Annotated in this window: 24 protein-coding genes; 13 read left to right on the top strand and 11 right to left on the bottom strand. The window is 41.3% G+C overall.

The genetic code is table 11. The features are described 5' to 3' along the window. Positions 1-138 precede the first annotated feature (138 nt). Complete coding sequence (locus tag V7L31_RS31480) at positions 139-267, bottom strand: hypothetical protein (protein ID WP_256091202.1); 129 nt, start codon at positions 265-267, stop codon at positions 139-141. 577 nt (positions 268-844) lie between these two features. On the opposite strand from V7L31_RS31480, the gene V7L31_RS31475 reads away from it, so the two are divergent. From V7L31_RS31475 to V7L31_RS31465, 3 genes are all read left to right on the top strand, one after another. Further along, positions 845-1,168, top strand: a complete 324-nt coding sequence (locus V7L31_RS31475; RefSeq protein WP_334699868.1) for a hypothetical protein — start codon at positions 845-847, stop codon at positions 1,166-1,168. A 518-nt stretch (positions 1,169-1,686) separates the two neighbouring features. Then, positions 1,687-4,251: an alpha-glucan family phosphorylase gene (glgP, locus tag V7L31_RS31470; RefSeq protein ID WP_334699867.1), complete on the top strand. Its 2,565-nt coding sequence runs from the start codon at positions 1,687-1,689 to the stop codon at positions 4,249-4,251. Positions 4,252-4,380: 129 nt separating this feature from the next. Continuing rightward, on the top strand, positions 4,381-4,674 hold the full coding sequence (locus V7L31_RS31465) for a hypothetical protein (protein WP_334699866.1): 294 nt from the start codon (positions 4,381-4,383) through the stop codon (positions 4,672-4,674). 65 nt (positions 4,675-4,739) lie between these two features. Here V7L31_RS31465 and V7L31_RS31460 read toward each other — a convergent pair whose 3' ends face one another. Then, positions 4,740-5,492 (bottom strand): DUF429 domain-containing protein, encoded by a 753-nt coding sequence (locus tag V7L31_RS31460; protein ID WP_334699897.1) that lies wholly within the window; start codon positions 5,490-5,492, stop codon positions 4,740-4,742. Positions 5,493-5,643: 151 nt separating this feature from the next. On the opposite strand from V7L31_RS31460, the gene V7L31_RS31455 reads away from it, so the two are divergent. Both V7L31_RS31455 and V7L31_RS31450 read left to right on the top strand, forming a co-directional pair. Continuing rightward, complete coding sequence (locus V7L31_RS31455) at positions 5,644-6,903, top strand: glycosyltransferase family 4 protein (RefSeq protein ID WP_334699865.1); 1,260 nt, start codon at positions 5,644-5,646, stop codon at positions 6,901-6,903. A 177-nt stretch (positions 6,904-7,080) separates the two neighbouring features. Continuing rightward, on the top strand, positions 7,081-7,947 hold the full coding sequence (locus V7L31_RS31450) for a calcium-binding protein (protein ID WP_334699864.1): 867 nt from the start codon (positions 7,081-7,083) through the stop codon (positions 7,945-7,947). 220 nt (positions 7,948-8,167) lie between these two features. Here V7L31_RS31450 and V7L31_RS31445 read toward each other — a convergent pair whose 3' ends face one another. After that, positions 8,168-9,070 carry an XDD3 family exosortase-dependent surface protein gene (locus tag V7L31_RS31445; protein WP_334699863.1) on the bottom strand — a complete coding sequence of 301 codons (903 nt, stop codon included), beginning with the start codon at positions 9,068-9,070 and terminating at the stop codon, positions 8,168-8,170. Positions 9,071-10,036: 966 nt separating this feature from the next. On the opposite strand from V7L31_RS31445, the gene V7L31_RS31440 reads away from it, so the two are divergent. Beyond that, positions 10,037-11,170, top strand: a complete 1,134-nt coding sequence (locus tag V7L31_RS31440) for an SAM-dependent methyltransferase (RefSeq protein WP_334699862.1) — start codon at positions 10,037-10,039, stop codon at positions 11,168-11,170. 250 nt (positions 11,171-11,420) lie between these two features. Here the strand turns inward: V7L31_RS31440 and V7L31_RS31435 are convergent, their stop codons facing one another. Beyond that, entirely contained in the window at positions 11,421-12,326 is a 906-nt protein-coding gene (locus tag V7L31_RS31435; protein WP_334699861.1) for an acyl-CoA desaturase, read from the bottom strand. A gap of 381 nt (positions 12,327-12,707) precedes the next feature. On the opposite strand from V7L31_RS31435, the gene trpS reads away from it, so the two are divergent. The 3 genes from trpS (at position 12,708) to V7L31_RS31420 (ending at position 15,681) form a co-directional block, all read left to right on the top strand. Further along, positions 12,708-13,718: a tryptophan--tRNA ligase gene (trpS, locus tag V7L31_RS31430; protein ID WP_334699860.1), complete on the top strand. Its 1,011-nt coding sequence runs from the start codon at positions 12,708-12,710 to the stop codon at positions 13,716-13,718. Between the two features lie 58 nt (positions 13,719-13,776). Next, the gene (locus tag V7L31_RS31425; RefSeq protein WP_334699859.1) at positions 13,777-14,697 is read left to right on the top strand and encodes a methylenetetrahydrofolate reductase; all 921 of its coding nucleotides are present in this window, start codon (positions 13,777-13,779) and stop codon (positions 14,695-14,697) included. A 123-nt stretch (positions 14,698-14,820) separates the two neighbouring features. After that, positions 14,821-15,681, top strand: coding sequence for an Rpn family recombination-promoting nuclease/putative transposase (locus V7L31_RS31420; RefSeq protein ID WP_334699858.1), 861 nt, complete (start codon positions 14,821-14,823; stop codon positions 15,679-15,681). A 358-nt stretch (positions 15,682-16,039) separates the two neighbouring features. On the opposite strand, the gene V7L31_RS31415 is transcribed toward V7L31_RS31420, so the two are convergent. Next, positions 16,040-16,588, bottom strand: a complete 549-nt coding sequence (locus V7L31_RS31415; protein WP_334699857.1) for a phosphate-starvation-inducible PsiE family protein — start codon at positions 16,586-16,588, stop codon at positions 16,040-16,042. Between the two features lie 89 nt (positions 16,589-16,677). After that, a complete protein-coding gene (locus V7L31_RS31410) occupies positions 16,678-17,598 on the bottom strand; it encodes a tetratricopeptide repeat protein (protein ID WP_334699856.1) in 921 nt (306 codons plus the stop codon). Between the two features lie 265 nt (positions 17,599-17,863). Between V7L31_RS31410 and V7L31_RS31405 the strand changes: the two genes are divergently transcribed. Further along, entirely contained in the window at positions 17,864-19,912 is a 2,049-nt protein-coding gene (locus V7L31_RS31405; RefSeq protein WP_334699855.1) for an elongation factor G, read from the top strand. Between the two features lie 105 nt (positions 19,913-20,017). Here the strand turns inward: V7L31_RS31405 and V7L31_RS31400 are convergent, their stop codons facing one another. The 5 genes from V7L31_RS31400 to V7L31_RS31380 all read right to left on the bottom strand — a co-directional run bounded on the left by V7L31_RS31400 (position 20,018) and on the right by V7L31_RS31380 (position 23,078). Next, positions 20,018-20,443 carry a PIN domain-containing protein gene (locus tag V7L31_RS31400; protein WP_334699854.1) on the bottom strand — a complete coding sequence of 142 codons (426 nt, stop codon included), beginning with the start codon at positions 20,441-20,443 and terminating at the stop codon, positions 20,018-20,020. Next, positions 20,433-20,690, bottom strand: a complete 258-nt coding sequence (locus V7L31_RS31395) for a ribbon-helix-helix domain-containing protein (RefSeq protein WP_334699853.1) — start codon at positions 20,688-20,690, stop codon at positions 20,433-20,435. Before V7L31_RS31395 ends, V7L31_RS31400 begins: the two co-directional genes overlap by 11 nt. 93 nt (positions 20,691-20,783) lie before the next feature. Beyond that, entirely contained in the window at positions 20,784-21,347 is a 564-nt protein-coding gene (locus V7L31_RS31390) for a Uma2 family endonuclease (protein WP_334699852.1), read from the bottom strand. Between the two features lie 27 nt (positions 21,348-21,374). Beyond that, complete coding sequence (locus V7L31_RS31385) at positions 21,375-22,076, bottom strand: hypothetical protein (RefSeq protein WP_334699851.1); 702 nt, start codon at positions 22,074-22,076, stop codon at positions 21,375-21,377. A 330-nt stretch (positions 22,077-22,406) separates the two neighbouring features. Then, the gene (locus V7L31_RS31380) at positions 22,407-23,078 is read right to left on the bottom strand and encodes a LuxR C-terminal-related transcriptional regulator (RefSeq protein WP_334699850.1); all 672 of its coding nucleotides are present in this window, start codon (positions 23,076-23,078) and stop codon (positions 22,407-22,409) included. 100 nt (positions 23,079-23,178) lie between these two features. On the opposite strand from V7L31_RS31380, the gene V7L31_RS31375 reads away from it, so the two are divergent. The 3 genes from V7L31_RS31375 to V7L31_RS31365 all read left to right on the top strand — a co-directional run bounded on the left by V7L31_RS31375 (position 23,179) and on the right by V7L31_RS31365 (position 25,429). Next, positions 23,179-23,835 carry a DUF3386 domain-containing protein gene (locus V7L31_RS31375; protein WP_334699849.1) on the top strand — a complete coding sequence of 219 codons (657 nt, stop codon included), beginning with the start codon at positions 23,179-23,181 and terminating at the stop codon, positions 23,833-23,835. A gap of 144 nt (positions 23,836-23,979) precedes the next feature. Further along, positions 23,980-24,489, top strand: a complete 510-nt coding sequence (locus tag V7L31_RS31370; protein WP_334699848.1) for a HugZ family pyridoxamine 5'-phosphate oxidase — start codon at positions 23,980-23,982, stop codon at positions 24,487-24,489. Between the two features lie 55 nt (positions 24,490-24,544). Next, positions 24,545-25,429 carry an alpha/beta fold hydrolase gene (locus tag V7L31_RS31365; RefSeq protein ID WP_334699847.1) on the top strand — a complete coding sequence of 295 codons (885 nt, stop codon included), beginning with the start codon at positions 24,545-24,547 and terminating at the stop codon, positions 25,427-25,429. Positions 25,430-25,495 lie beyond the last annotated feature (66 nt).

Genomic DNA, 25,495 nt, shown 5'->3' with positions numbered 1-25,495 from the left:
AACTCAGTTTCAAAAGCTATTTGGCAACAAAAAATACATTTAACTAGACTATATTCAAAGTTTAGATAAAATTTATGCCTAGCATGACAATGTAATTATTGTTGGATTTTATGGGTATTTTGCCCAAATAAAATCCAATTAGGGTGGATTATCTCCCACATCAGCCATCACATTGAAGTTAACCATCGGTGCAAACAAGTAAGCGCTTCCCCGACTGCTATGACGGCTTTCTTGCAACGAATTTCTAGAGTATGCTGCTCCAATCATGTTGCACACGGATGATTTACAGACTAACCAGTTCATGTTGGTGTAATTACATGAATGGTTTTTAATAACAATTGTTTTTAACGATAACACATTTTATTTTTAGTGGAGCACTCTCAATAAATAAGTTGATTTTTAAGTTGCTTGTTGATGAAAATTCGGGTAATCAGTTATTTTTTTTTACTTGAGCGATCGCTAGTCTGAAATATTTTTATACACTTAGATAAAATCCCTTGAGAAGAGAGAGTTGACAAATGCTGTCAAGGGTTACTTAGAATTTCTGTCTATATTTCTACATTTGCTTCTCCAAGTAATTTTATGATTGGGTGTTAAACTTAAAATAATATCTACTATACTTGTGACGTTCACAATATTCTTTTTCTCTATATACTTATATCTAAAAATTTGTAAATCACCCATTCGGGTGAGCCAAGCGGGTGATGCGTACTTGACATTACTTATTATAAATTCTATTGAAATAAAGCTAAAACGTAGCTTAGTTTCGAGGATAAATCCCCAAAAAAACATCAAAATTCTCAAGTTGAGGTATCGGTTTTAACTCACACACGTGGTTCAAATTATGGCTTTAATTAAAGAAATTGTACAAGAAGCTCTAACTATCGGCTATTTGAGTGTTGTAGCCGAAGATCAAGTGCGATCGCAGCTTCAAGGTAATTATGACTCAGAAGACCTAGATGCATGGATCATTTTACAGCGAGCGATCGCAGCAGGTGATGTAAAACTTGAGTCGCGCCGAAAAAAAGCTTCTCTCTCTCCTAAAGCCAAAGACGCTTCATCGAGTATCAAACTTGCTTATCAAATGGCAGCAGAACTCGCCTATGCAGCAGCCGTAGCTTTGACAATGACAAAAAATACTAAAGATCAGCCTTCATTAGGTGCGTAGAATAACACGTTGCTAAGTTATTTTACTGATTTAGTGTCAAAACTTAATACCAAGTAGTTAGCGTTCGCTTTTCCTGGTTAGCTGCTTGGTAAGGTTTTCATCCGATTCTTATTTATATCCTTTAGCTCCCGCTTCTTTGCCAGCACAATTTTATTAAGAAATAATTAAAAATTTAACTTTCCTGGACACAGCTATGGGGAATTTTTACCTTCACCCAAGACCCTAGAATTGATCCCCGGAAGCAATAGTAAAATAAATATAAATTATTTAATTCAGAACTAGATTTTTTTAAGTGATACATGCCAGTAAATGATTAAATCTTAATATACCAAGTACATGACTGAAAGTAAGGCATAGAATTAGAAACACCTTGGTGTAAACTTTAGCAACGAGGTAAAAAAGAATTCTCAATGTTTAACAAAGTCATCGCTTTTTCACAAAATACAGTGTGAAGAATTGGCAACATTGGTAAAGAGAGTAAACAATAACCATAGCTAAACTTGGAGTTTTGCCAACCTATGCAGCCAATTCGCACATTTAACGTATCCCCTTCACTACCGCCACGACTCGAACCACTACGGCGGTTAGCATATAACTTGCACTGGGATTGGAACGTTGATACTAAAGATTTATTTCGTCGCTTAGACTCTGACCTGTGGGAGTCTAGCCATCATAATCCAGTGTTAATGTTGGGTACGATCGCTCAATCGCGGCTTCTGGAAGTTGTCGAAGATGAAGGCTTTCTAGCGCAAATGGATCGCGCTGACCGTCAGTTAGAAGATTATTTGCAAGAGCGCACCTGGTATCAGAAACAACGGGAGCAGAAACCAAAGGAATGCTACGCCTATTTTTCGGCAGAATTTGGACTGGTAGATTGTTTGCCGGTCTATTCTGGGGGCTTGGGCGTTTTGGCGGGGGATCACCTCAAATCTGCCAGTGACCTGGGATTACCGCTTGTCGGTGTAGGTTTATTGTATCAGCAAGGCTATTTTGCCCAGTATCTCAATGCCGATGGCTGGCAGCAAGAGCGCTACCTAAGCAATGATTTCTACAATATGCCCTTGCATCTAGAGCGCAATGCCGATGGTTCAGAACTGCGGATTGCGGTAGATTATCCAGGACGCAAGGTGTATGCCAGAGTTTGGCGCGTACAGGTAGGAACGGTTCCCCTGTATTTGATGGACACCAACATTGAACCCAATAATACTTACGACCACGACATCACAGATCAGCTGTATGGTGGCGACATCGATATGCGTATCCACCAGGAAATCATGCTGGGGATCGGTGGTGTGCAAATGCTCAAGGCTTTGGGGCTGAAAGTTACCGCCTACCACATGAATGAAGGTCACGCCGCCTTCTCTGCCCTAGAACGCATCCGCTTGCTGATTCAGGAAGAAGGATTGAATTATGCCCAAGCTAAACAGGTAGTAGCTTCCAGCAATATCTTTACCACCCATACGCCAGTACCAGCGGGAATTGACTTGTTCGCTCCCGATAAAATTTTGTACTACCTGGGGTACTATGCAGAGATATTTGGGTTGCCTAAAGAGCAATTTTTAGGGCTAGGGCGTGAGAATACAGGCGACTTATCTGGGCCTTTCAGTATGGCGGTGCTGGCGCTGAAAATGGCAACATTTTCTAATGGTGTCGCACAGCTGCATGGTGTAGTTTCGCGGCAAATGTTCCAGGGATTGTGGCAGAAAGTGCCAGTAGAGGAAGTGCCGATCGCCGCAATTACCAATGGTGTCCATGCTCGGAGTTGTGTAGCGAAACCAACTCAAGAATTGTACGATCGCTACCTGGGGCCAAATTGGTCATCAGCACCACCAGATAGCCCATTGTGGGATCGGATGGAAGCCATACCTGATGAGGAATTGTGGCGCAATCACGAACGTTGCCGCTTAGATATGGTTTTGTATGTGCGAGAGCATTTAGTTAAGCATTTGACCGATCGCGGCGCTTCGGCTTCCGAAATTGTCCAAGCCCAAGAAGTTTTAGATCCTTACGCTTTCACCATTGGCTTTGCCCGTCGCTTTGCCACCTACAAGCGCGCCACTCTCTGGATGCGTGATTTGGATCGGATTAAGCGGCTTCTGCTGGCTAACAAAGACCGAAAAGTGCAATTTGTCATCGCAGGTAAAGCACATCCCAAAGATATTCCCGGTAAAGAACTGATCCGCGATATCAATCACTTTATCCGCGAACAGCATTTAGAAAAACAGGTAGTGTTTGTTCCCAATTACGACATTTACATCTCTCGGTTGATGGTTGCGGGTTGTGATATCTGGTTAAATACACCGCGTCGTCCACGGGAAGCCTCTGGTACTAGTGGCATGAAAGCCGCCATGAATGGATTGCCGAATTTAAGTGTACTAGATGGCTGGTGGGATGAAGCTGATTACGTCCGCACTGGTTGGGCGATTGGACATGGAGAGAATTACGACGATCCCAACTACCAAGATGAAGTAGAAGCCAACGCTCTCTACGAGTTGTTAGAAAAGGAAGTTGTACCGCTATTTTATGACCACCGCGATACTGATGGCTTACCCCGTCCCTGGGTTGCCAAAATGAAGGATGCAATTCGGTTGAATTGTCCATTCTTTAATACCGCACGGATGGTAGGAGAATATGCACAGCGAGCTTATTTCCCGGCTAGCGATCGCTATCATACCCTGACTGTTGATAACTATGCCCCAGCTAAAGAGTTAGCTGCTTGGAAAGAGAAACTGGGCGAACACTGGTTCAACATCAGAATCAAAGATGTTGACATATCGGCAGTTTCGGACATTGAGGTTAACCAAACCGTTGCGGTTAAAGCCAAGGTTGACTTAGCAACTTTGAACAATAATGATGTGCAGGTGGAGTTATATCAAGGTGCGATCGATGCCAATGGTGAGATTGTCAACGCTGTATCGGTGGTGATGGATTACCAAGGTGAGGATGCACAGCAATTGAGTATTTACACAGGTAATATCACTTATACCGCTTCTGGTTTGCAAGGCTTGTCTTTGCGTGTATTGCCGAAAAATAAAAATCTAGCTAATCCTTATGAACCAAGATTGATTGCTTGGGCAGAATAAGAGTGCTGAGTAGTTATTGAATACTCAAAAATAGGCGTTGCTGATTTAAGTTGAGCAACGCCTTTTTTTGTGCGATACAGTCAGACCCCAAAAATAATTATTGCTAGAATGATGAGGAGAGAGAAATCTATGAACAATATTTCTATTGAAGAACTTGAGGAGAAAATTGAGTTAGGAGAGGAAGTCATCGATCGTTATTTTGACTCCACGACAACAAGAGTCGGAACGCCTCATCAAATGACTTCACGAAGAGGACAGGATATAGTGACAACAAACCTTGAAATTCCTAGTCCAATGCTAAACGAACTGGACAACATGGCAACTGAACTCAATATTAGCCGTCAAGCTGTAATTAAAATGATGCTAAGATGCGCTCTTGATGAACACTATCTAGACAAGAACCAGATTAAATCAGAAATTTGATTGCGTAGCTTCAGGCAGGTACAGTAATCTAAATTCCTCTAAAGCAGCATACGCGAAGCCTTGTCTCAAATTCTTTGAGGAATGACAATGTAGCCTGTGGTGCGATCGCCTAATACCAAATTACGCTGTTCTCCCCAATACCACCAGTATGCAGCAATGTAAGCACAAATTAAGCTATCTAGTTTATCTTCGGTTGCTTTGAGGGCTGCGCCTGTGGTGGGGATTTCCAGAAGGAACGTAGACGCATTAGGGGTTTGCTGTAGACTACCGCAGAGACGCAGAGGAGGGGAGAATGAGGGGAGGATATCGAGGAGATAATTTTGGAGTTTGATTAGTTCTAGGCGGCGATCGCTGAGGCGTCCTTTTTTGTATTTGAGGATGCGTTCTAAGTTGAATAGGTTAACGATCGCTGGATGGGGGAAGACTTCTATTTGATATCTGCCAAGTTTTTGCGGTTCGATGGTGGGTGCGTGTAGATAGCCGCGTGATTCTAATTCTAAGCCAAAGTTGATGGTGCGATCGGCAAAAGGTAGACTTTGATTAGCTGGGTAGCATCCCGCATGATATTTACCAAAGTACTTGTGGCTGAGTTTGTCGGGGAGACGACTCCCAGTAGCGTTGGGTATGAGCGTAGGCGCATCTACGGCGATGATAGCTGGTTCATCTAGTTTGACAGCGCGATCGATCCAGTTGAGGATATCTGCAATGGCATCTTTGCGGTCTAAATCGAGTAGTTGCAGTTGTCCATCTATCCATTCTAAACAGCATAGTCCACTTGGTTGCGATCGCCAGCCTAAATCAATGCCAATAAATTTCATGGTCATAACACGAATTTGCGATTATTTTCGCATTTTCGGGCAACCATTTACCTAAATTTACTTGCTAAAAATCGTGATGAATAATCTTATAATCTTAGGCAGCTTGTCTTAATTTATTTTATCTGGCAATAAGTTAATCAAGATTATTCCAATGAAAATTTTATTTTTACATCCCAACTTTCCCTCACAATTTCGCAACCTAGCGATAGTTTTAGGTAAAGATCCTAATTACCAAGTCGTCTTTGGGACAAATCGTCGTGAAGGTGAAATAGCTGGCGTTTATAAAGCTATTTATACTCCTTCTCGTGAAGCGGCTCCCCAAACCCATCACTACGTTCGTAATCTAGAAAATGCTGTTCTGACTGCTCAGGCTGTCTATCGTGTGGCAGAAAAATTAAAAGCTGAGGGTTTTGTTCCAGATATAGTCTATGGTCATTCTGGTTGGGGGCCGACTTTATTTATGAAAGATGTTTTCCCCAAAGCAGAATTATTGTGTTATTTTGAGTGGTTTTATCATGCTCACGGTTCCGATGCAGATTTTGATCCGAATGAACCACTGAATGCTGATGATGAATGCCGTATCCGCGTGAAAAATGCGCCGATTTTGACTGATTTATATAGCTGCGATCGCGGTCTTTCTCCGACGAATTGGCAGCGTCAGCAGTTTCCTAAAGAATATCATCGGAAACTCACTGTAATTCATGATGGTGTTGATACCCAATATTTTGTTCCCAAACCAGGCGCAAAGTTAGTTTTACCAAGAATAAATCTGGATCTCTCCCATGTCGAAGAGTTGGTAACTTATGTAGGACGGGGGATGGAACCTTATAGAGGTTTTCCGCAGTTTATGGAAACAGTGGCACTACTTCAGCAGCGACGACCTAAGTGCCATGTAATAGTTGTGGGAGAAGATCGGGTTGCTTATGGTAAAAATCTCCCCGATGGAAAGACTTATAAACAATTAATGCTAGAAAAATTATCTTTGGATTTATCGAGGCTGCACTTTACAGATAGGCTTCCTTACAATGAGTACCTTCAGGTTTTACAAGCTTCTTCTGCTCATGTTTATTTAACCCGTCCTTTTGTATTATCTTGGTCAATGTTAGAAGTCATGGCAGCAGGATGTTTACTTGTAGCTTCTAAAACTTCGCCAGTATTAGAAGTTGTACAGGATGGTGTGAATGGACTGCTAGTAGATTTCTTTTCTCCCAATAATATTGCTAATCGGGTTGAAGAGGCGCTGAATAATCCTCAAGAGATGAGTGCAATTCGTGCAAATGCGCGAGAAACAATTCTGAAGCGTTATGATTTAGCAAAACTGTTACCACAACATTTGCAATGGATGTTTGCTGGTAAAAATTCTGATAGTTTGAAAAAACGTCCAAGTTCTAAAGGATTTGCTAGAAATTAAGTAAATTCGTCATTAGTAATTACCCTCTTGTATAAATATTTTTGTGTCAAGTAAAGGTGCAAATAAAAGCCTGAAAATAATGACTTTAGTAAGAAGCATATTAATTATTTCTTCGTTGTTGGTAAATAACTAATGACTAATGACTAATGACTAATAAATACAAAAGCGATATTTAAAATGCGAATTATTTTTACCATTGCCCATTTTTTCAAACCTAGCGGTGAGGGTCGACATGCTTCCCAACGCAAAGATTCACAACCCCGTCTACAGGCTTTAACTACAAGCCTGACTACCTTACACCAATTATTTGGTAAATCTCAAAGTATCATCAATATCGCTCAACGACTAGCTTTCCCTGCTAATCAGCCACAGTCTCACGAAATCGATATTGTTATTTGTACAACTAAAGATAATCATCTTCTGAATCAGCTTGCCTTACCATCCCATTTATATAGGCATCATTCTAGTAATGCAGAACCTATGCTTTTAGGATTTGAATGTCAAGCTGTTTTGCAAAGTTGTCTTGGTCAATATGATTACTACTGTTTTCTTGAAGATGATTTAATTATTCATGACCCTTGGTTTTTTATAAAATTAAACTGGTTTACCCAACAAACGGGTGATTTAAATTTGCTCCAGCCAAATCGTTATGAAGTGTCCTCCTACGCTTTGGTTCACAAAGCTTACATTGATGGAGATTTGGCTTTACGAGTAACTGCTCCTTTTCAAAATGTGCAACAGCAACAGGAACTCAATGGCGCAATTATGAATGCACCAATTACCTTTCGTCGTGCCCTCAATCCTCACGCAGGTTGCTACTTTTTAAATGCAAATCAGATGGCTCAATGGGCTAATCAAGCCTATTTTCTCGATCGGGATGTTAGCTTTGTTGGGCCTTTAGAAAGCGCTGCTACTTTAGGAATTATGAAGACGTTTCAGATTTACAAAACCTCACCAGAGCAAGCAAGCTTTTTGGAAATTCAGCACTTTGGCACAGGATTTCTGGGGCTAATTGGCGGACAAGTAGGTTTGGTAGAAAGGTAGATTTAATTTAAGAGTTTGACTATTTTATTAAGTCAATATAGTTCAAAATGAGCAACAAAATACTTGTATGGTGATTTATCGCGTCTCGAAAACCCAAGCGTATTGCTTTATAAGTAGAAAGTTAAATATATATCTTTACTTGCTATTTTATAGTTTTATATGAATAAAAAAAATAGGGTGAGCATTACAATGCCCACCCTATTAATAGCTATAAACTTATTTAAGCCTCTTGTTTTTTCTTCCGAAGCTGTGGAAGTTGGCTAGCCATAAAACTCAAACCTGTTAAGAGTAAACCAATTGTCCCGGCTGATTCTGGTACGGACTTGAGATCGCCTTTGAGAGCTACTCCATCATTACCGCACTCCAAGAAGATATTACTAACATAATTACCATCGCCTATTAAAGCCTTATCAAAGGAAAAGCCAATTGTGTATTGCCCAGTAGCAGAAAAGTTACCAAAATTTAGTCCAGCAGCATTGAGTTGCTGATCGTTAAGCATGGAGATATTGCCAACTTTCGTACCCGATCCAATGGCGTTGAGAATCGGTGTATTATTCCAAGTAGCATTTTGAGCGACATTAGAGCCGTAGTAATAGTTGTAAACGTCTTGTGTAGTCGCTAAGTCTGTGCCTTGAGTATTATTCTGACCCCAGCCCCAGTCATAATACCACTTCAAGTTACTGTAGCCTCCATGTTGGGTAGTGGTACTCTTTGCTTGGACTCCTTGGTAAACTCCTGTTGTCAAGCTACTATCATAGTCAGCAAACCTCACACCAAATAGCTGACCACTTTGACTAGCTGTTTGGAAGTCTTTACCTGAGAAATTGAAGAATAAGTCGCTCCAACCAATATGGACTGAATGACCCGGATTCCAGTAGTCATCGGAATCGGTTGTACCACCTAGAGGCATCCCGCCTGTAAGAGCAACATAAACTTTGTCACCTGAGTCTTTGACCGCCATACCTTTGATATCAAAAACCGAACCTCCAGAACCATCCTGGAAGGAATCAATACTATAGTTCCATCCATTGACGAGTTGTCCGGCACTTGCTTGTTGATTAGATAGACTCAGGAGGCTTACGCTGATGGCTGTAGTGGCAAGAAGAACTTTTAGAGTTTTCATATTTATGAGAATATCTCCGATTAGGCAATGATTTTTTATCTGTGAAAAGCCTAACCAAACTTATGTAAATTCTGTAGTGTTCAAGATGATTTGTTTTGAAAAAATCTCGTGAATTATTTTGCGTATTTATCTCTAAAAACTCAGTATTGTACTTAGCTACTCAGATTTTGGTAATGGGTTATTTTATATCTGAAGATAATTTAATATCTGGTTAATAGCGTGGAAATATGTAAGGTTATGATATAAAAATATGTGTTTTTAATAAACCATTAATTATTTTATTGTTATATCCTTGATTTCAATTAGATTGATATGTTTTATTAAATAGGGTCTTTTGAGTTTCTACGTAGAAATAATTGCCGTCTGGAAGGTTAGGACGCAAAGAGAACCTAAGTTCGACAAGTTATGTAGCGCCCATCTAATTGTCTGTAAAAACAGACCACTAAGAGATTTTACTGAGCAAAATCTTCCCTCTCGAAGTTGGGGTTATGGTGTACACACAAGTCGTATCTGCAAGGATTTCAAGCTTTTTATACCCAGTAACTATGTCACTAGGAGCGGAGCGAACGCAATGACATAGTTATAAATTTTCTCACCCACTTACTTAATTTGCTTTTCCTGTTTTTTGTGATTGCTGGTGTTGTTTCAATGCTTTTAGTTGCACCTTCACTTTATGACGAAAGCTGAAGAAGTGTTCACCAAAACTCAATGCTACGAGGTAATCATACAATAAATACGGTTTTTGGAAGGCGATCGCTGCCAACTACTCGGCTAGGGTGTATCTGCTACCATTAAGAAATATTTCGCCAAGGAGATCATATCTCGGCTTAATCCTAATGTTGTATCTTCAAAAATATTCCTAAATATATGTTAATATTCTTTACATTTTAGTGTTAAAGAACTAAAAAAATTTAATCTTTTATACTAAATGTATCGTTATTTCAATGCTTGTTAGGAGTATAGACTATGACTACTAGTACCCTGCTGCAAGAAATAGAAAAGTATATCCCGATTGTGGGAGATATAAATATCAAGAGTCCATTAGCATACCAAGCAACTCGTGGGGCGGTTGAGGTAGTCAACACAGTTCAAATGGCAGTGGCAGAGGCTTATATCAACGGATTAGAAGTTCCTGATTTAGTCTTAGAATCGCTTTTCGATATATGTATGCCAATTTTCTTTCAGTATTTCCCATCTCTCCTAGCACCCTATGAATGGGTATTAAAAGAAACTGATCATCTCGCCGAAGGATCGCGAGAACTAATGAAAATTCAGTACGACTTGCCTCAAGCCATGTTGAATACTATGTTGGGGGACGGGAAACTCATTTATCCTAAGTACAGCATGGGATTGTGGGAAAAAGGAGCATTAAACCTTGAGCAATCCCAGATGCAGATGATTGATGATGTGATTGAAAAGTTAGATATCAAAGACGGAGACAATATCTTAGACTTTGGGTGCGGGTGGGGATGTGTTCCTAATTACATTCTTTCTAAGTTTCCCAATGTCAAGTTTACGGGTCTTAATTTGAGCCACGAGCAATGTGAATATATTCGCCACAAAATGCAAGATCCTGAGAGTTATCTCAGTTCCGATCGGTTTACCCTGTACGAAGGTGATTTAAATAATGCAAATTTCGAGACAAAGTTTGATAAAATCCTCTCGATTGGCGTTTTTTGTCATGTTGGTAACTTAACGGCAGCCTTTAAAAAATTAGCTTCGTTTCTTAAGGATGATGGCAAAGTTTTTATTCACATCATCACAGTCCGCATCCCTAACAATATGTCCAGCGTTTATACCCACAAATATATTTTTCCACACGGTCGTTACTGGAATTACGATGCAGTTCCTAGCCATAAACAAGACCTCAAAACAATTAAACAATGGTATCTGAATGGCTTTAATTACTCTAAAACACTCAGTCATTGGTTACAAAATTTTGACGAAAATCAGGCAACAATAAAAACATTAAACTATGGCATGGACTATGCTAAGTTTCGCCGGATATGGAGGTTTTATTTGATATGGTTTATTCGCAATTTTGCTTGTTGTGATGGAGAATATAATGGTAATGGTCAATTTTTAATGGTTCATGCTTAACCGGACAAAGCTAGAATTTTCCCTGCTAGGGGTACTGGGCTGATAGCTCGAATTATGCGAAGCGCTCCGACGCAATGCCCAGGCTTCAAAGATCGCCTTTGTGTTGAGGAATGGACATCTTGTCCGTCCCTATTAACTGCCTGAAGATACCTTCTTCACAAAAACATCTTTTATTCTACTAAACCTTTGGGTTCTTGACTAAGACGGCAAGGAAAAGACTTTTTTCTTAACCAATCTGTGAACCAGAATATCAGACGGATATCTCTGCTTCAGCCTTGAACCCTGAATTTTGACAGTTTTGGTTTCTGGCAGAAGCGAGAAGTTCTGTTTTAGAAGGAACTCTAATCTTTGAGGCTAGCTTCAGGAACTCAAGCATTTTGATGAACCAAAATGTTGGGTCTGGAAGATAGGCAACCTGTCCCTCTCGCACAGTGATGCCATGTCGGGCTGAGGACTGGAATGCATGATGAAGATTATGCCAGCCTTCACCCAGGGTCAGAAACGCAACGAACCAGTGGTTCCGACTGTAGTCGTTGGTTGTGAAGGGTTGGTCGCCTATTATGTGGCTGAGTGAGTTGACAGTGGCGACACCATGAAAGAGGATAGTCGTGCTGAGGAAAAAAGCGCCGAGATATTCAGCTCCACCGATGTAGTATGAGATAGCACCTAGAGCAACGGTGGGAATGAAGTGCAAACGATCAACAATTTTCAAAACCAGATTGCTCTCAACATCGCTGGGAAGTTTCGAGGGAAAAAACTGTGGGGAGAATAGCCATCCAGCTTGAGACCACCAGAATCCTTTGATCCCTTTGAAAGGCATATATGGGGAATGAGGATCTTTTTCCTGGTCTGAAGATTGATGATGGGCTACGTGGTGAGCTTTCCACCAACTTGGCCCCATCTGCCCGGCGGAAGCAGCCACGATGCTTCCAACACATAGAACTGAGGTTGGAGCCTGGTAGCTTTTGTGAGTGAGTAGGCGATGATAGATGCCAGTAGTTGCAAGCATTCGTATTACATACAACAACACGGCCCACAGGGCAGCACCCCATGAGAAGCCAGTAACAATAATCAGTAGCGATCCTAAATGACTCACCACGATCAAAGTAGGGCCTACTATGTAAGAAATAATCGTGAGATTAGAGTATTGCTTCATTCGTGTTTTAATGTCCTTAAGCTTCAAAATAAAAATGCACCACATCTTCGCAGCAGTCTAGCTCGCGGACAGCAGAATGCCCAGTGTTGGCAGTGTTAACAACACAAGGATATCTTGGCACAACAATTTTTTATTTACAGCAGACTATAGTAAGGGATTATAATGCCCACCCTACAAGCTGTCTTAACACACTAAGTTGTCATCTTCCTTTCTGAAGAGTTTCTATAGCAATCCGAGTTTAGTCAATATTCTCTGATTCTATAACGACGAGTTGACCTGGAAAATGTCAAAATTAAGTGAGTTTTGCGTAGGCGCAAGGGACTTGTCGCCAGACATCGCCACTTGACATAGCGCGGATTTGAGATAAATAACTTGAAATTTATGGGCAAGCAACGTGTTCTTTCTGGAGTTCAACCAACCGGCAATTACCATCTAGGTAACTATTTGGGAGCCATTCGCAACTGGGTAGAAGGTCAGAGCGAATACGAAAATTATCTTTTTGTAGCTGATTTGCACGCGATTACAGTGCCACACGACCCAAAACAGTTGGCAGCTGATACCTACACTCTTGCTGCTCTTTATTTAGCTTGTGGTCTTGATTTAAATCACTCCACTATCTTTGTACAATCCCATGTTTCGGCCCATAGCGAACTCACCTGGTTGCTCAACTGCATTACACCTTTAAACTGGTTGCAAGACATGATTCAGTTTAAGGAAAAAGCTGTTAAGCAGGGAGAAAATGTCAGTGCAGGCTTATTGGATTACCCTGTGCTGATGGCAGCTGATATTTTGCTTTATCAAGCAGATAAAGTGCCAGTAGGTGAAGACCAAAAGCAACACTTGGAATTGACACGGGATATTGCAGCTCGGTTAAATCACCAATTTGGTAAACCAGATCAACCAGTTCTAAAGTTACCAGATCCTTTGATTCGTAAGGAAGGTGCAAGGGTGATGAGTTTGGCGGACGGTACACGCAAAATGTCGAAGTCCGATCCTTCAGACTTAAGCCGGATTAGTTTACTAGATTCACCGGAACAAATTCAATACAAGATTAAACGTTGTAAAACCGATCCGATTCGTGGGCTGACTTTTGACGATCCAGCGCGTCCAGAGTGCAATAATTTGTTAACGCTGTATACATTGCTTTCTGGGCAGACAAAGGAAGATGTAGCCGCTGAGTGTCAGGATATGGGCTGGGGACAATTCAAGCCATTGCTGACAGATACAATTATCGAATCTCTGAAACCAATCCAAGAAAAATATCAGGCGATAACGGGCGATAAAAGTTATTTGGAGTCTGTGTTGCGCGATGGAGGGGAAAAAGCGAGAGCGATCGCAAACCAAACTTTATCACAAGTCAAAGCGGCTTTAGGCTATTCTCTGCCTCTATAAGTTTTCACCTTGAGGTGTGATTTGCTATACCATTTAAGAAATTGAGATTCTTAATTTTATGCATCACACCCATAGCCCCACGGCTTTCCAGAGAGCTGTACAAGCAGGTGAGTTTCTAGTTACTGCTGAGGTAGCACCGCCGAAAGGGGGAGATCCAACGCACATGATTCAAATGGCGGCGACTCTTAAGGGGAGGGTTCATGCCGTCAATGTTACTGATGGTAGCCGCGCCGTGTTACGGATGTCTTCGTTAATCGCGTCGGCGATCTTATCACAAAACGGCATAGAGCCGATTTGTCAAATTGCTTGCCGCGATCGCAACCGCATCGGTTTACAAGCTGATTTAATGGGCGCTCATGCTTTGGGCATTCGTAATATTTTAGCTTTGACTGGCGACACAGTAAAAGCAGGCGATCATCCAGATGCTAAAGCAGTGTTTGACTTAGAAGCTGTGCGACTGCTGCAATTGATTCGGAAGATGAATCAAGGTGTTGATTTTAATGAGAAACCTTTAACTGATGGAGCGTTAGATTTATTTGTTGGTGCAGCAGTAGATCCGCAATGTAAAAGTTGGTCGGGTTTGCAAAGTCGATTTGAACGCAAAATTGAAGCCGGAGCGCAGTTTTTCCAAAGTCAGTTGATTACTGATTTTGACTTGCTAGAAAAGTTTATGAATACGATTGCCACTGGCTATAAAAAACCAATTTTGGCAGGAATTTTTCTGTTGAAATCGGCCAAAAATGCCCAGTTTATTAATAGATGTGTTCCAGGTGTAAATATTCCCCAACATATTATTGATAGATTGGCAAAAGCCAAAGACCCTTTTGAGGAAGGGATAAAAATTGCCGCCGAGCAAGTGCAAATAGTGCGGCAATTGTGTCAAGGGGTTCATGTTATGGCGGTGAAGCGGGAAGATGCGATCGCGCCAATTTTAGATTTAGCTGGGGTTGCTCCAGTTAATCAGTTGGTATCCAAGTAAATAAGATAATAAATCTTTTATGAAAGCAGATGGTTCCATCTGCTTTTTTTAATCCTGAATCAGACGCGTCTACACAATTTTTGATAGACTTTCAATATCCAATTTTTGCTTTATTAAATCCAGGTGAAAACTGACAAAATATTTTATAGCTTATTTCAAGCTTTTCCTAGCATATTTTTTGCAATCATTGGCGATAATACTATTAATGCAAACGCCTACAAATTTGTTTCAGTTGAAGTAAAAGAAAATGCTTTTAGGATTGATGGGGTATTTATCCCCACAAGTGAAACTACAAACCAGCCACTTTACTTTGTTGAAATACAGTTTCAATTAGACTCAACTTTTTATAGACGCTTCTTTGCTGAAATCTTTACTTACTTGCGTCAAAATGAATCAGTCAATTTTTGGCGTGCTGTAGTTATCTATCCGCAAAGGAGTTTAGATCCAAGCGATCGCCTACCGTATGAGTTGCTTCTAGACAGTTCACAAGTGCAACGCATTTATCTAGATGAATTGGATACGAGAGAGGACTCACTGCAAGTTGCGATCGTTAAATTAATTATCGAAAGGGAAGAGACAGCCATTGATAAAGGTAGAGAATTAATTTTACAAGCAAAGCAACAACTGACAGATGAAGCAACCACCAAGCAAATTGTAGAATTGATAGAGACTATTCTGTTGTACAAATTTACCCGGTTAAGCCGAGAGGAGTTAGCAGAAATGTTGGGTATAGATGACGAATTCAAAAAAACAAGGATGTATCAATCAATCCTAAAAGATGGCTTAGAAGAAGGTCGCCAGGAAGGTCGCCAGGAAGGTCGCCAGGAAGGTCGCCAGGAAGGTCGCCAGGAAGGTCGCCAGGAAGCTAAGTTAGAAGCTATTCCTCGGTTGTTGGCATTAGGGTTGAGTGTGGAACAAGTGGCGGTGGCTCTCGATTTGACAGTGGTGCAAGTACAGCAAGCAGTCCAGAATCAGTCTGGTTGATAGTGGACGCTGCTTGCGTCTAATGTAATTAGCAAGTGCGTAGGTGTAGCCAACGCACTTCAAAACCTGGGTTACATCTTACCATGTTACATTTGCAGCCATTGCTTGAACCTCTGTTAAAATTTCCAATTAACTTTATACTTACCCTTAAAGAGCGATTCATCTTCCAAAAAGAGTATATTTCAATACGTCGGAAGTACCTTGCAAAAGTAAGTTATACCATTTTAGATTTTCGATCCATCCAAGTTGCTGATATAGCCTTTAGCAAAGGAGTGGAGAGCAGGAAAATACTTTTTCATCATTCCCCAGTAGAAACGCGATTAATCGTGTCTCCCACACTCCCCATTCTCATAGAAGTTTATCCAAGTGGTTGCTTCTCATCACATTGACGTGAATACTGTAATTCCAACTCATTTTGCCGTTCTCTACCTCCTCTATACACAACCGGACAAAACTTAGTGTCATGGCTCATACAATCCATGTGTGGCGTTTTTGCACACACCACGAGTAGTCCACCCAGAACAAACAACAAACCACAAATTGCAAGCGTATTAACCCAATAAATTTCTAGCGCTCCGTGAACTACTACCTCTCGCAATAGAGATACAATTGTTACCTCAACTGCCACTCCTACAGAGATACTATGTTCTTGCAAATAGACCATTAATAGTCGGAATAACTCGACTAAAATCAACACAAATAGTATTTTTGCAGTCACATGTTTATAGTCTAGTGGCTGCGTGAGGGCGATAGCTATCCCCCACAATTGGATTAGCATGACGGCGAACAAACCCAAACACAAAACAATCACAATTAAGTCTTGAAAAGCTTCCATATTGCGAACAATTGATTGCCGATCAAGCCAGCGATCACTAAATAAAAATCGACTTTTCTGGCGCTTTTGCATGTACGTTTCTTTCCAATCTGGACTAGTTCAGACAACACCAGCGAGTCAACCCAATAGTTTTATGTTATGCAATATTAAATTTTTCCGCCTCAGCGAGGTTGGTAATTTAAATTTTGTACTTGTTGCAACAATTGCTCGGCATTTTTCGCCCACTGAGGATTCTTCTGAGCATTGTATAAATCTCTAGCAAATTTCAAGACTTGTACTGCATCGCTATATTGCTTTAACTGCATAAAAACTAACCCTGCACCATAATAAGCATTAGGATAATTAGAGTTAGCTTCTGCTGATTTTCTAAAAGCCTCTAATGCCTCTTGTAATTTATTTTGTTGAAACAAAATTGAGCCGAGATTGTAGTAAGCTTCTGGATACTTTGGATTAATTTTTACTGCCTGATTAAAGGCACTTCTGGCTTGTTCTAGGTTACCTTTTTGGAGATAACACATCCCTATATGGTAAGGAGGTTCTGGTGCATTTTTGCTATATTCTATGGCTTTTTTAAAAGATGCGATCGCTCGCTCACAATCTCGCTGCTGTTCTCGTACCAATCCCAAGTTATAGTGGGCAAATCCGAGTTTGGGATCGAGTTCCAACGCTCGTTGCAAATAATCGCTAGCTAACTTTAAATTATTGCCTTCTAACAACGCACCGCCTAAATTAGCAAAAGCTGGAGCAAATTTTGGATCGGCTTGCGTCGCTCGATAAAAGGCATCGGCAGCGGGTTGCAATTGTCCCGTTTGTCGGTATGCTAGCCCTAAGTTATAGTATGCTGGTGCTAATGTCGGATCTAATTTAGCTGCTTGTTTAAAGGCGGCGATCGCATCTTGTACCTTTCCCGCCTGAATTGCTTGTAAGCCTTGGTTTAACCAGTCTACAGCAGTTTTAGCATTAGATTGTGCCAACTTTGAGGCGACAGGAGGAGATAGAGCAAGAGAGGGGAAGGAAATACTCATAATCAGCATCAAACTTACTAACCCTGCTATGCGATATTTAAAGAATAATAATCTCATTGATTTTCTGACTCGCAACACTTTCAGTTAAATTTACTTCATAAAAAGTTTTTTACAAAAGTTTTTGATTCAGCATAAAAATTTTTGATGCTTAACTTTTCTTAAGCTAAATCTTACGACAGGCTACAATTTTTTTAACTTTCGATTAAAAGGAGCATAATAACAAATTAAAGAAGGGGTAATTTTGACTCCAGAGAACCATTTTTTATCCCTTGATATCTACGGAATAATGCGGTTATAAAAGACTTACCGCAAGGGAGGTTTTATGAACGAAAAAGTAAAATCGGGTTCGCGGAATGTTGCAATTGTCGGGCCTTATTTAAGTGGAAAAACCACTTTACTAGAAAGCTTGTTATTTGTCACAGGGGCAATTTCTCGCAAAGGCAATATTAAGGACAGCAATACAGTAGGAGATAGTGCAGCCGAGTCGCGCGATCGCCAGATGAGTGTAGAAGTCAGCGCCGCTAGCACCGAGTATAACGGCATTCGCTTCACTTTTATTGACTGTCCAGGAAGCGTAGAATTTGCCCAAGAAACATACAATGCTTTAATCGGAGTCGATGCAGCAATTGTAGTTTGCGAACCCATCCGCGAACGAGTCCTCACCCTCGCCCCTCTATTTAAATTCCTGGACGATTGGGAAATTCCCCACCTCGTTTTCGTCAACAAAATGGATCGGGCAAATATTCACGTTTTGGAAACGTTACACGCCCTGAAAGCAGTATCTAGCCGTCCCCTAGTAGCGCATCAATATCCCATCATGAATGGTGAACAACTCACCGGTTTTATTGATATGGTGAGCGAACAGGCATATCAATATCATCCAGGCGCACCTGCTGACCCTATTCCCTTCCCCGCAAGTTTAAAAGAAGAAGAACATACAGCACGGGCAGAAATGCTCGAAGCCTTAGCAAATTTTGACGACCATTTACTCGAAGAACTTTTAGAAGACATCGAACCATCCCAAGAAGAAATCATCAAAGATTTAAAAATGGAATTAGGGGCAGATTTAGTAGTGCCCGTTTTCTTTGGTGTGGCGGAACAAGATTATGGTGTTAGACCTTTATTAGAAGCCTTGTTACGGGAAGCCCCCGAACCAGAAACTACAGCAGAACGCCGCTTAAAAAACTTAAAAGGCGATACAGCTTTAGCGCAGGTATTAAAAACTTTCTACACTCCCCAAGGTGGCAAACTCTCTCTAGTGCGTGTTTGGCGGGGCAAATTAACTGATGGCATTGTTCTCAATGGCATCCGCACTGGTGGAATTTACCGTCTCATGGGGCAACAACAGCAGTTCGTTAATGAAGTTTCTGCTGGTGAAATTGTCGCATTGAGTCGTTTAGAAGGAATTAAGACAGGGGATACAATCTCCACAGAACAGCAATCGGCGATAGAATTACCCAAAGCTGTACAGTTGGAACCTGTCTATGCCCTCGCCATTACCCCAGAAAAGCGCAACGATGAAGTTAAACTCAGCAGTGCTATTACCAAGTTATTAGAAGAAGACTCTTCACTTGCTTGGGAACAACACGGCGACACGCACGAAGTTATCTTGTGGGGTCAAGGCGAGATTCATTTGCAAGTCACCCTAGACAGACTGCGCCGCAAATATAACTTGCCGATGACAACCCACTTACCGCAAGTGCCTTACAAAGAAACCATCCGCAAAACAGTGGCTTCAGTTCATGGACGCTACAAACATCAAAGCGGTGGTCACGGACAGTTTGGTGATGTTTTTCTCGAAATCAAGCCTTTACCACGCGGTACAGGTTTTAACTTTAATGAAACCATTGTCGGCGGTGTGGTTCCTAAACAGTACATTCCTGGCGTAGAAATGGGCGTGCGGGAATTTCTCACACATGGGCCTTTGGGTTTCCCAATAGTAGATTTGTCCGTAACTTTAACAAATGGTTCGTATCACAACGTTGACAGTTCCGAACAAGCCTTTAAACAAGCTGCCCGATTGGCAATGCAAACGGGGATACCTCAAGCAGAACCTACGTTATTAGAACCAATTCTGCGGGTGGAAGTGACAACACCGAGCGAATTTACTTCCAAAGTGCTGCAATTGTTGAGTGGTAGACGGGGGCAAATTTTAGGCTACGAGGGGAGAAACGATTGGCAAGGCTGGGATAATGTCTCAGCATACTTGCCACAAGCAGAGATGCAAAATTTTATTGTAGAGCTGCGATCGCTCACCTTGGGCGTTGGTTTCTTCCACTGGGAATATGACCATTTGCAGGAAGTCCCGGAAAAGCTTGCCGAACGCGTCATTCACAGCAATGGCAATGGTGGTAACGGCAACGGCAAGTAATTTTGGACTGATTTAAAATCAACGCCCTGCACCTTTAAATGCAGGTTTTTGTAAATATCGCCAAGGCTGCGATTCCCAACTCATTTAATAAGTTGGGAATCTTTTTCAATCTATAAAAGGATTTGTAAACCGCACGCCTTCAACCGTTGCACCTGATGCGAAGTCTTCAGTATAAATTTCTTCAATTTGGTTGAGTCGCGCCGTTGCCCAAATTTGCGCGTCCCAAAAACTGAAGTGATGGGTTTCCACACCGCGAATTGCTTCTAAGGAAATGAGTCGTGTAATATCAACAATATGGCAAGCAGCTAAATAGTTACGCATTCGTACCAGTGCTTCAGCAGGAGTTAACAGCAAACGCCGAGTCCGGGTTGTGGCCATAAAAAACTCTCCTAACACCTGGGTACTAATTACTGCCTTTCCAGAACGAATCAATTGGTCAGTAATTGCGATTGCTCGTTCCTGTTTTGCAGTATCTAGTGGGTCGTAAATGTGAACGAGAATATTAGTATCTAGTAAAACCCTACCGTTCATAAAGGTCTTCACGCTGCCAATCCCGACCTCCAAGTTGAGCAGGTCGAGTTTTGATTTGGTCAATAAATTCTCTTTCGGTTTCCCACATTGCAAGATTGCTTTGAGGTGGAGTTATTTTACCAAGATGAAGATCAATAGCTTGGCGAATAATCTCTGCTTCACTTACACCCGCTTGTTGAGCGATCGCCTTTAGTAGATACTCTTGACGTGGTTCAATATAAATCTGCTTACGAATTTTGCTCGACACAATTTAGGTTGTATATAATGTATACATTACATTATACATTATTTATGAGTAGAGAGGTTTATTAGGCTACTCTAAAGATATAATGAACTACAATCACTCCATTAACCAGCTAAATAAACCTTCTACTGTCAGGCTGAAATCTTTAGCAAATTCTGGCACTGGTAACTGTGTTCCTAGTTCTTCGTAAAAAGCGGTTGGTTGATCTGGTAAGTAGACAAACACAGATTGTTCTTTAGGATCAATCAGCCATCCCATCTGAGTTCCATACTTCAGGCAATGCAGAATATTTTTGGTAACTTTAGTTTGACTTTGATCGGGAGACAGAATTTCAATTGTCCAATCTGGGGCAATTGAGAAGACGTTAGCAATCCCACCATTTTCTTTACGGGGAATTCTATCCCACGTAAACACAGAAATGTCAGGCACAATTGAACGTTCGCCAAAAGTACAGCGAAGCTCACAGAATGCTCGTGCAATTTGTTTGGGTTTGACAACCAAGTTAATTGCAGGTGCTAACTCGGTCTGAATGGCGCTGTGTTCTCCTTGCGGCATCGGTTTTTGGATGATCTGCCCATGAATGTATTCACTAGCCGGTTCTGTCTCTGGCAGATCCAGGAATTCACTTAGAGTCAGGGCTTTAGCAGGGATCTGTACCATTTCAGGTTGCTGTCAAAAACTCATTATTCATCGGCACATTTGCAACGTGCGGCGATCGCTAGCAGTGATAGAATTTAACCGATAAAAGTCTTGCAGAGCCAGTGAGTAAGCATAAGAATTTGACTCATCATCATTAATTTTGGGCAGTCTACTGCTTGTAGCTACCTGATTCGATTGATTAGAGTTGGCTTCATTTGACGAAGTATTAACCGTCATTGCCAATTCTCCTGATGGGTTGATTGTACCCTGAAAACAATTAAACTCTGATTGGGGCATATATAAAGCACCCGTTACCTTGTCCTGCTGCTTTTGGAATATGATATAACCTTGACCAAGCTGGTTTGGTTTTGGGGATTGCCCATACAGGTAAATTCCATCTTTTGCAGGAAAATTTGCTTTTGGTAAAACTCCTGCACTTTTTGTAGTACCCTGATCGCCCGGAACCAGCGCTGTAATTGTAGGTACTGTTTTTCCGCTCTGATGGAAAAAACCCTCTCTCTCGCCAGAAGCCGCATGAAGTTGACTTCTTTGCTCTCGAACTTTCCTCAACTGCGACAAAAGAGAGTTTTCAGAGGTTTTGTTAATCTGAGCCGATGACAATCGAGAATCTGTAAATGATATTACTTGAGTCTGCTTGGCTATAAAGCCCAAACCGAGAAGTAAGCCTAAGCCCGCGAGGGAAATTGCCCACTTACGGGGAGATAATAACTGATGAAGGTTGTTAAGCACCCTACTTCTCCTGTTAAAAAACTAACTAAGTTCTCTAGAACTTACTTAAATTGTCACTAAGTCTTAATTGTTAAAGACTTTATTCACGACTTATATTACTATTGTCCAAAAAATAAAACTGTCAAAAACAAAAGTTTTTATTTAAATTAGCTCACCAATCTTATAGCAATCCTATTTGATTTGCAAATACCACAAGGCTTAGATGCCGACTTTTTCAATAAGTCGGCGATCTCTCTGAGTACAAGTCACCGTAAAAGGGTTTCGGAAATATCGAGGGTTTTTGTTGGGTTTCACTACGAATGATTAAATTCCATACTCATTGCCATATATTTATGAAACTTGTATATCTTGTAGCTTTGCCACCATTTCTGCACGTGCCGAAACCTTCAATTTCCGAAACATCCTTTTTAAGGCTTGTTTGACGGAATTTTGCGTAATCCAGAGTTTTTCCCCTATTTCTGCATTCGTTAACCCTTGCGCCACCAAATCGGCAATTTCTAACTCACGCGCTGTTAAAGGATTTACTAAAAGAGAATTGAATATTTTGGGTTTTGTGCGTAGGGTTGCCATTTTTGCTGACAAATGAATACATAAAGCGCTCAAGTCAGCTAAATCGTTGCCATTAAATGCCGGATTTCCCTTGTCACGAGCTAAGTTAAGAGTGCCGACAAGACGACCATCGCAAACAATTGGCCCAGTCATGACGTGTTCGTGATCGGAACGCGAACAAAAATGCTTCCAGTCTCCTGGTGATAATAATAGCTGTTCGTGGGCGGGAGCATGACGCTCAACCACGTAGCGCCCTACTGGATTGCTTTCTAAGCATACAGCCGGAATGCCTGAAAGATTAATCTCAGTGGTTGGCTGCTCATCTAGGAGATAAATACCCCAATTTTGCACGCCAAAATGCTCGCTAATTTTATCCGTGAGAGCGAGTCTTAACTCTTGCTCATTCTGGACATTGGCGATCGCATGAAATACAGCGTGTAGAGAATTAGCCATAAGTGTACCCAGTTGGGGACTATCCAAGCCTCAACAATTACTTCTATGCTAATACCAAGGAAACTAAAACGCTAATTACAGTAGCGACTAGGAGAAGCACATGACAGTTACACAACTCTCTGCTCAGGAACTTTTCCGGGCTGCTTATGAAAACCGCTATACTTGGGACAAGAATTTTCCCGGTTATACCGCAAATATTACCTTTAAGCATGACGAGCAAGTGTTTACAGGCAAAGTTATCATCACTGCCAATCTGAAAGCCGAAGTTTTGGATGTAGATGATGAGTCAGCCCAGAAAGCAATTCATGGCCAAGCTTGGGAGATCGCAATTCACCGCGTCCGCCGCAGCTTTGAAGATACCCACAGCGCCAATACTTTTAGCTATGGTAAAACTGACGAAACTGGTGCAGTTGAGCTTTTAATGGGTGGTAAGGCTGAGGGCGATAAATACAAAGTCCGCAATAATGAAGTCTGCCATGTTCACCGTCTAATCCACGGAACTTTTGTGACGATTGACACCTTTAGCAGTCACGACACTGGAGAAGGCTACCTGTCCCACCGCTATGACTCTGTGTACCATGATCCCAAAACTGGCGAACAAAAGGGCGGAAGAAGCGAATTTATTGATGAGTATGAAAAAGTTGGTGACTATTTCATTCTAAATCGTCGGGAGATTCGTACCGAGACAGCAGGAGAATTTTCTACTCAGGAATTTATCTTTTCTGACATCAAATTGTTGGAACCTGTTGCAGCTTAAGCTGGATTCTCGAATCGAAAAATTAGTGATCGCTCTTTAGTTAAAGGGAGCGATCGCTTTTATTTTTTGGACATTCTCTGGATCGTAGACATTGCTCAATCACGTTAGGATACTTAATTAGGTGTTCCTAGCGGTAATTTACTTATGAGTCAACTTGAAAACATTCAAGCTGAGTACGAAAAGTTTTCTGAAGCTTTTGAAAGTGTCATCATTAGCACCGTGAGCGCACAGGCAATACCCAATGCTAGTTATGCTCCCTTTGTAATGGATGATTCCAAAAATATCTACATTTACGTCAGTGGTCTTTCGATTCATACCAAAAATCTCTATGCCAATCCTCATGTTAGTGTCTTGTTTATCGAGGATGAAGCCAAGAGTAATCTAATTTTTGCCCGTCGTCGTTTGAGTTTTGATTCTACGGCAACTTTGATCGAGCGTGAAACTGATAAGTGGAATCAACTTGTTGAGCAATTTCAAGAGCGGTTTGGTGAAATTATCGAGGTTTTGCGAGGCTTGTCTGACTTTCGGATTTTTCGGCTAACCCCAAGTGAAGGTCGTTTTGTAGTTGGTTTTGGGGGAGCTTATCATATTAGTGGTGATAACCTCCATCAACTTGTGCAAATCACAGGAGATGCCGAGAAAAAGCAAGGATGAATTATTAGTTACCTTGGCTGTATGTAAATAAAACTAAACTAAACTTTTTAATTTTATGCTTCAGTTTCAACCTCCTGGCTTTGGACATAAAATCATCCATACATCCTTGGGGGCAATGGTTTACTATACCCAAACAAATGTACCTTGGGCGATTGCTGACACTGAAGATTTACCCCCACTACTGTTTCTCCATAACTTTGGTGGTGGCGCGTCTGCTTATGAATGGTCTAAAGTTTACCCAGCTTTTGCTTCTAATTACCGCATTTTAGCCCCCGATCTCATCGGTTGGGGAGAATCGGCCCATCCAGTCCGGGATTATAAAATTAGGGATTATCTCAGCACGATCGCAGAGTTTATCATCCAAACTTGTCGCCAGCCTGTGACGGTGATAGCCTCGTCTCTCACAGCCGCTTTTGCGATCCGCCTCGCGATTGTTCAACCCAATTTATTTAAAGCACTGTTTTTAGTTTCCCCCTCTGGATTTGATGATTTTGGAGAGGGTGCTGGACGCAGACTTCCGCTTTCGGTAATCAATACGCCTCTGTTGGACAATTTTATTTATATGCTTGGGGCTGAAAATGAAATTGCAGTCCGCAATTTTTTAGAAAGTTTTCTCTTTGCTAAGTCACAACGACTATCCCCAGAGATTGTACAGGCTTATTTAACTTCTGCACAACAGCCTAATGCCAAATTTGCCGCCTTAGCTTTTTTGCGGGGCGATCTTTACTTTGACTTGAGTTTATATCTTCAACAACTGACAATTCCCACTGTCATTTTTTGGGGAGAGAAAGCACAATTTACTAACATCAAATTAGGGCAACGCTTGGCAAATTTAAATCCCAGGGCAATTCGAGATTTTTCTGCGATCGCAGATGCCGGGATATTACCTCATTTGGAAATTCCAGAAGTTTTTATTGGTCTATTGCAGCGATATCTTTAAGAGTTAGGAACGTGGATTAAATAAGATACAAAGTTTCCTTCATCCTGTCTCCAGCTTCCCTCTCCT

It is taken from the genome of Nostoc sp. (genome assembly GCF_036916655.1).
In the GTDB taxonomy this organism is placed as follows: Bacteria; Cyanobacteriota; Cyanobacteriia; order Cyanobacteriales; family Nostocaceae; genus Nostoc.
This window is presented reverse-complemented; position numbering and strand designations above follow the sequence as displayed.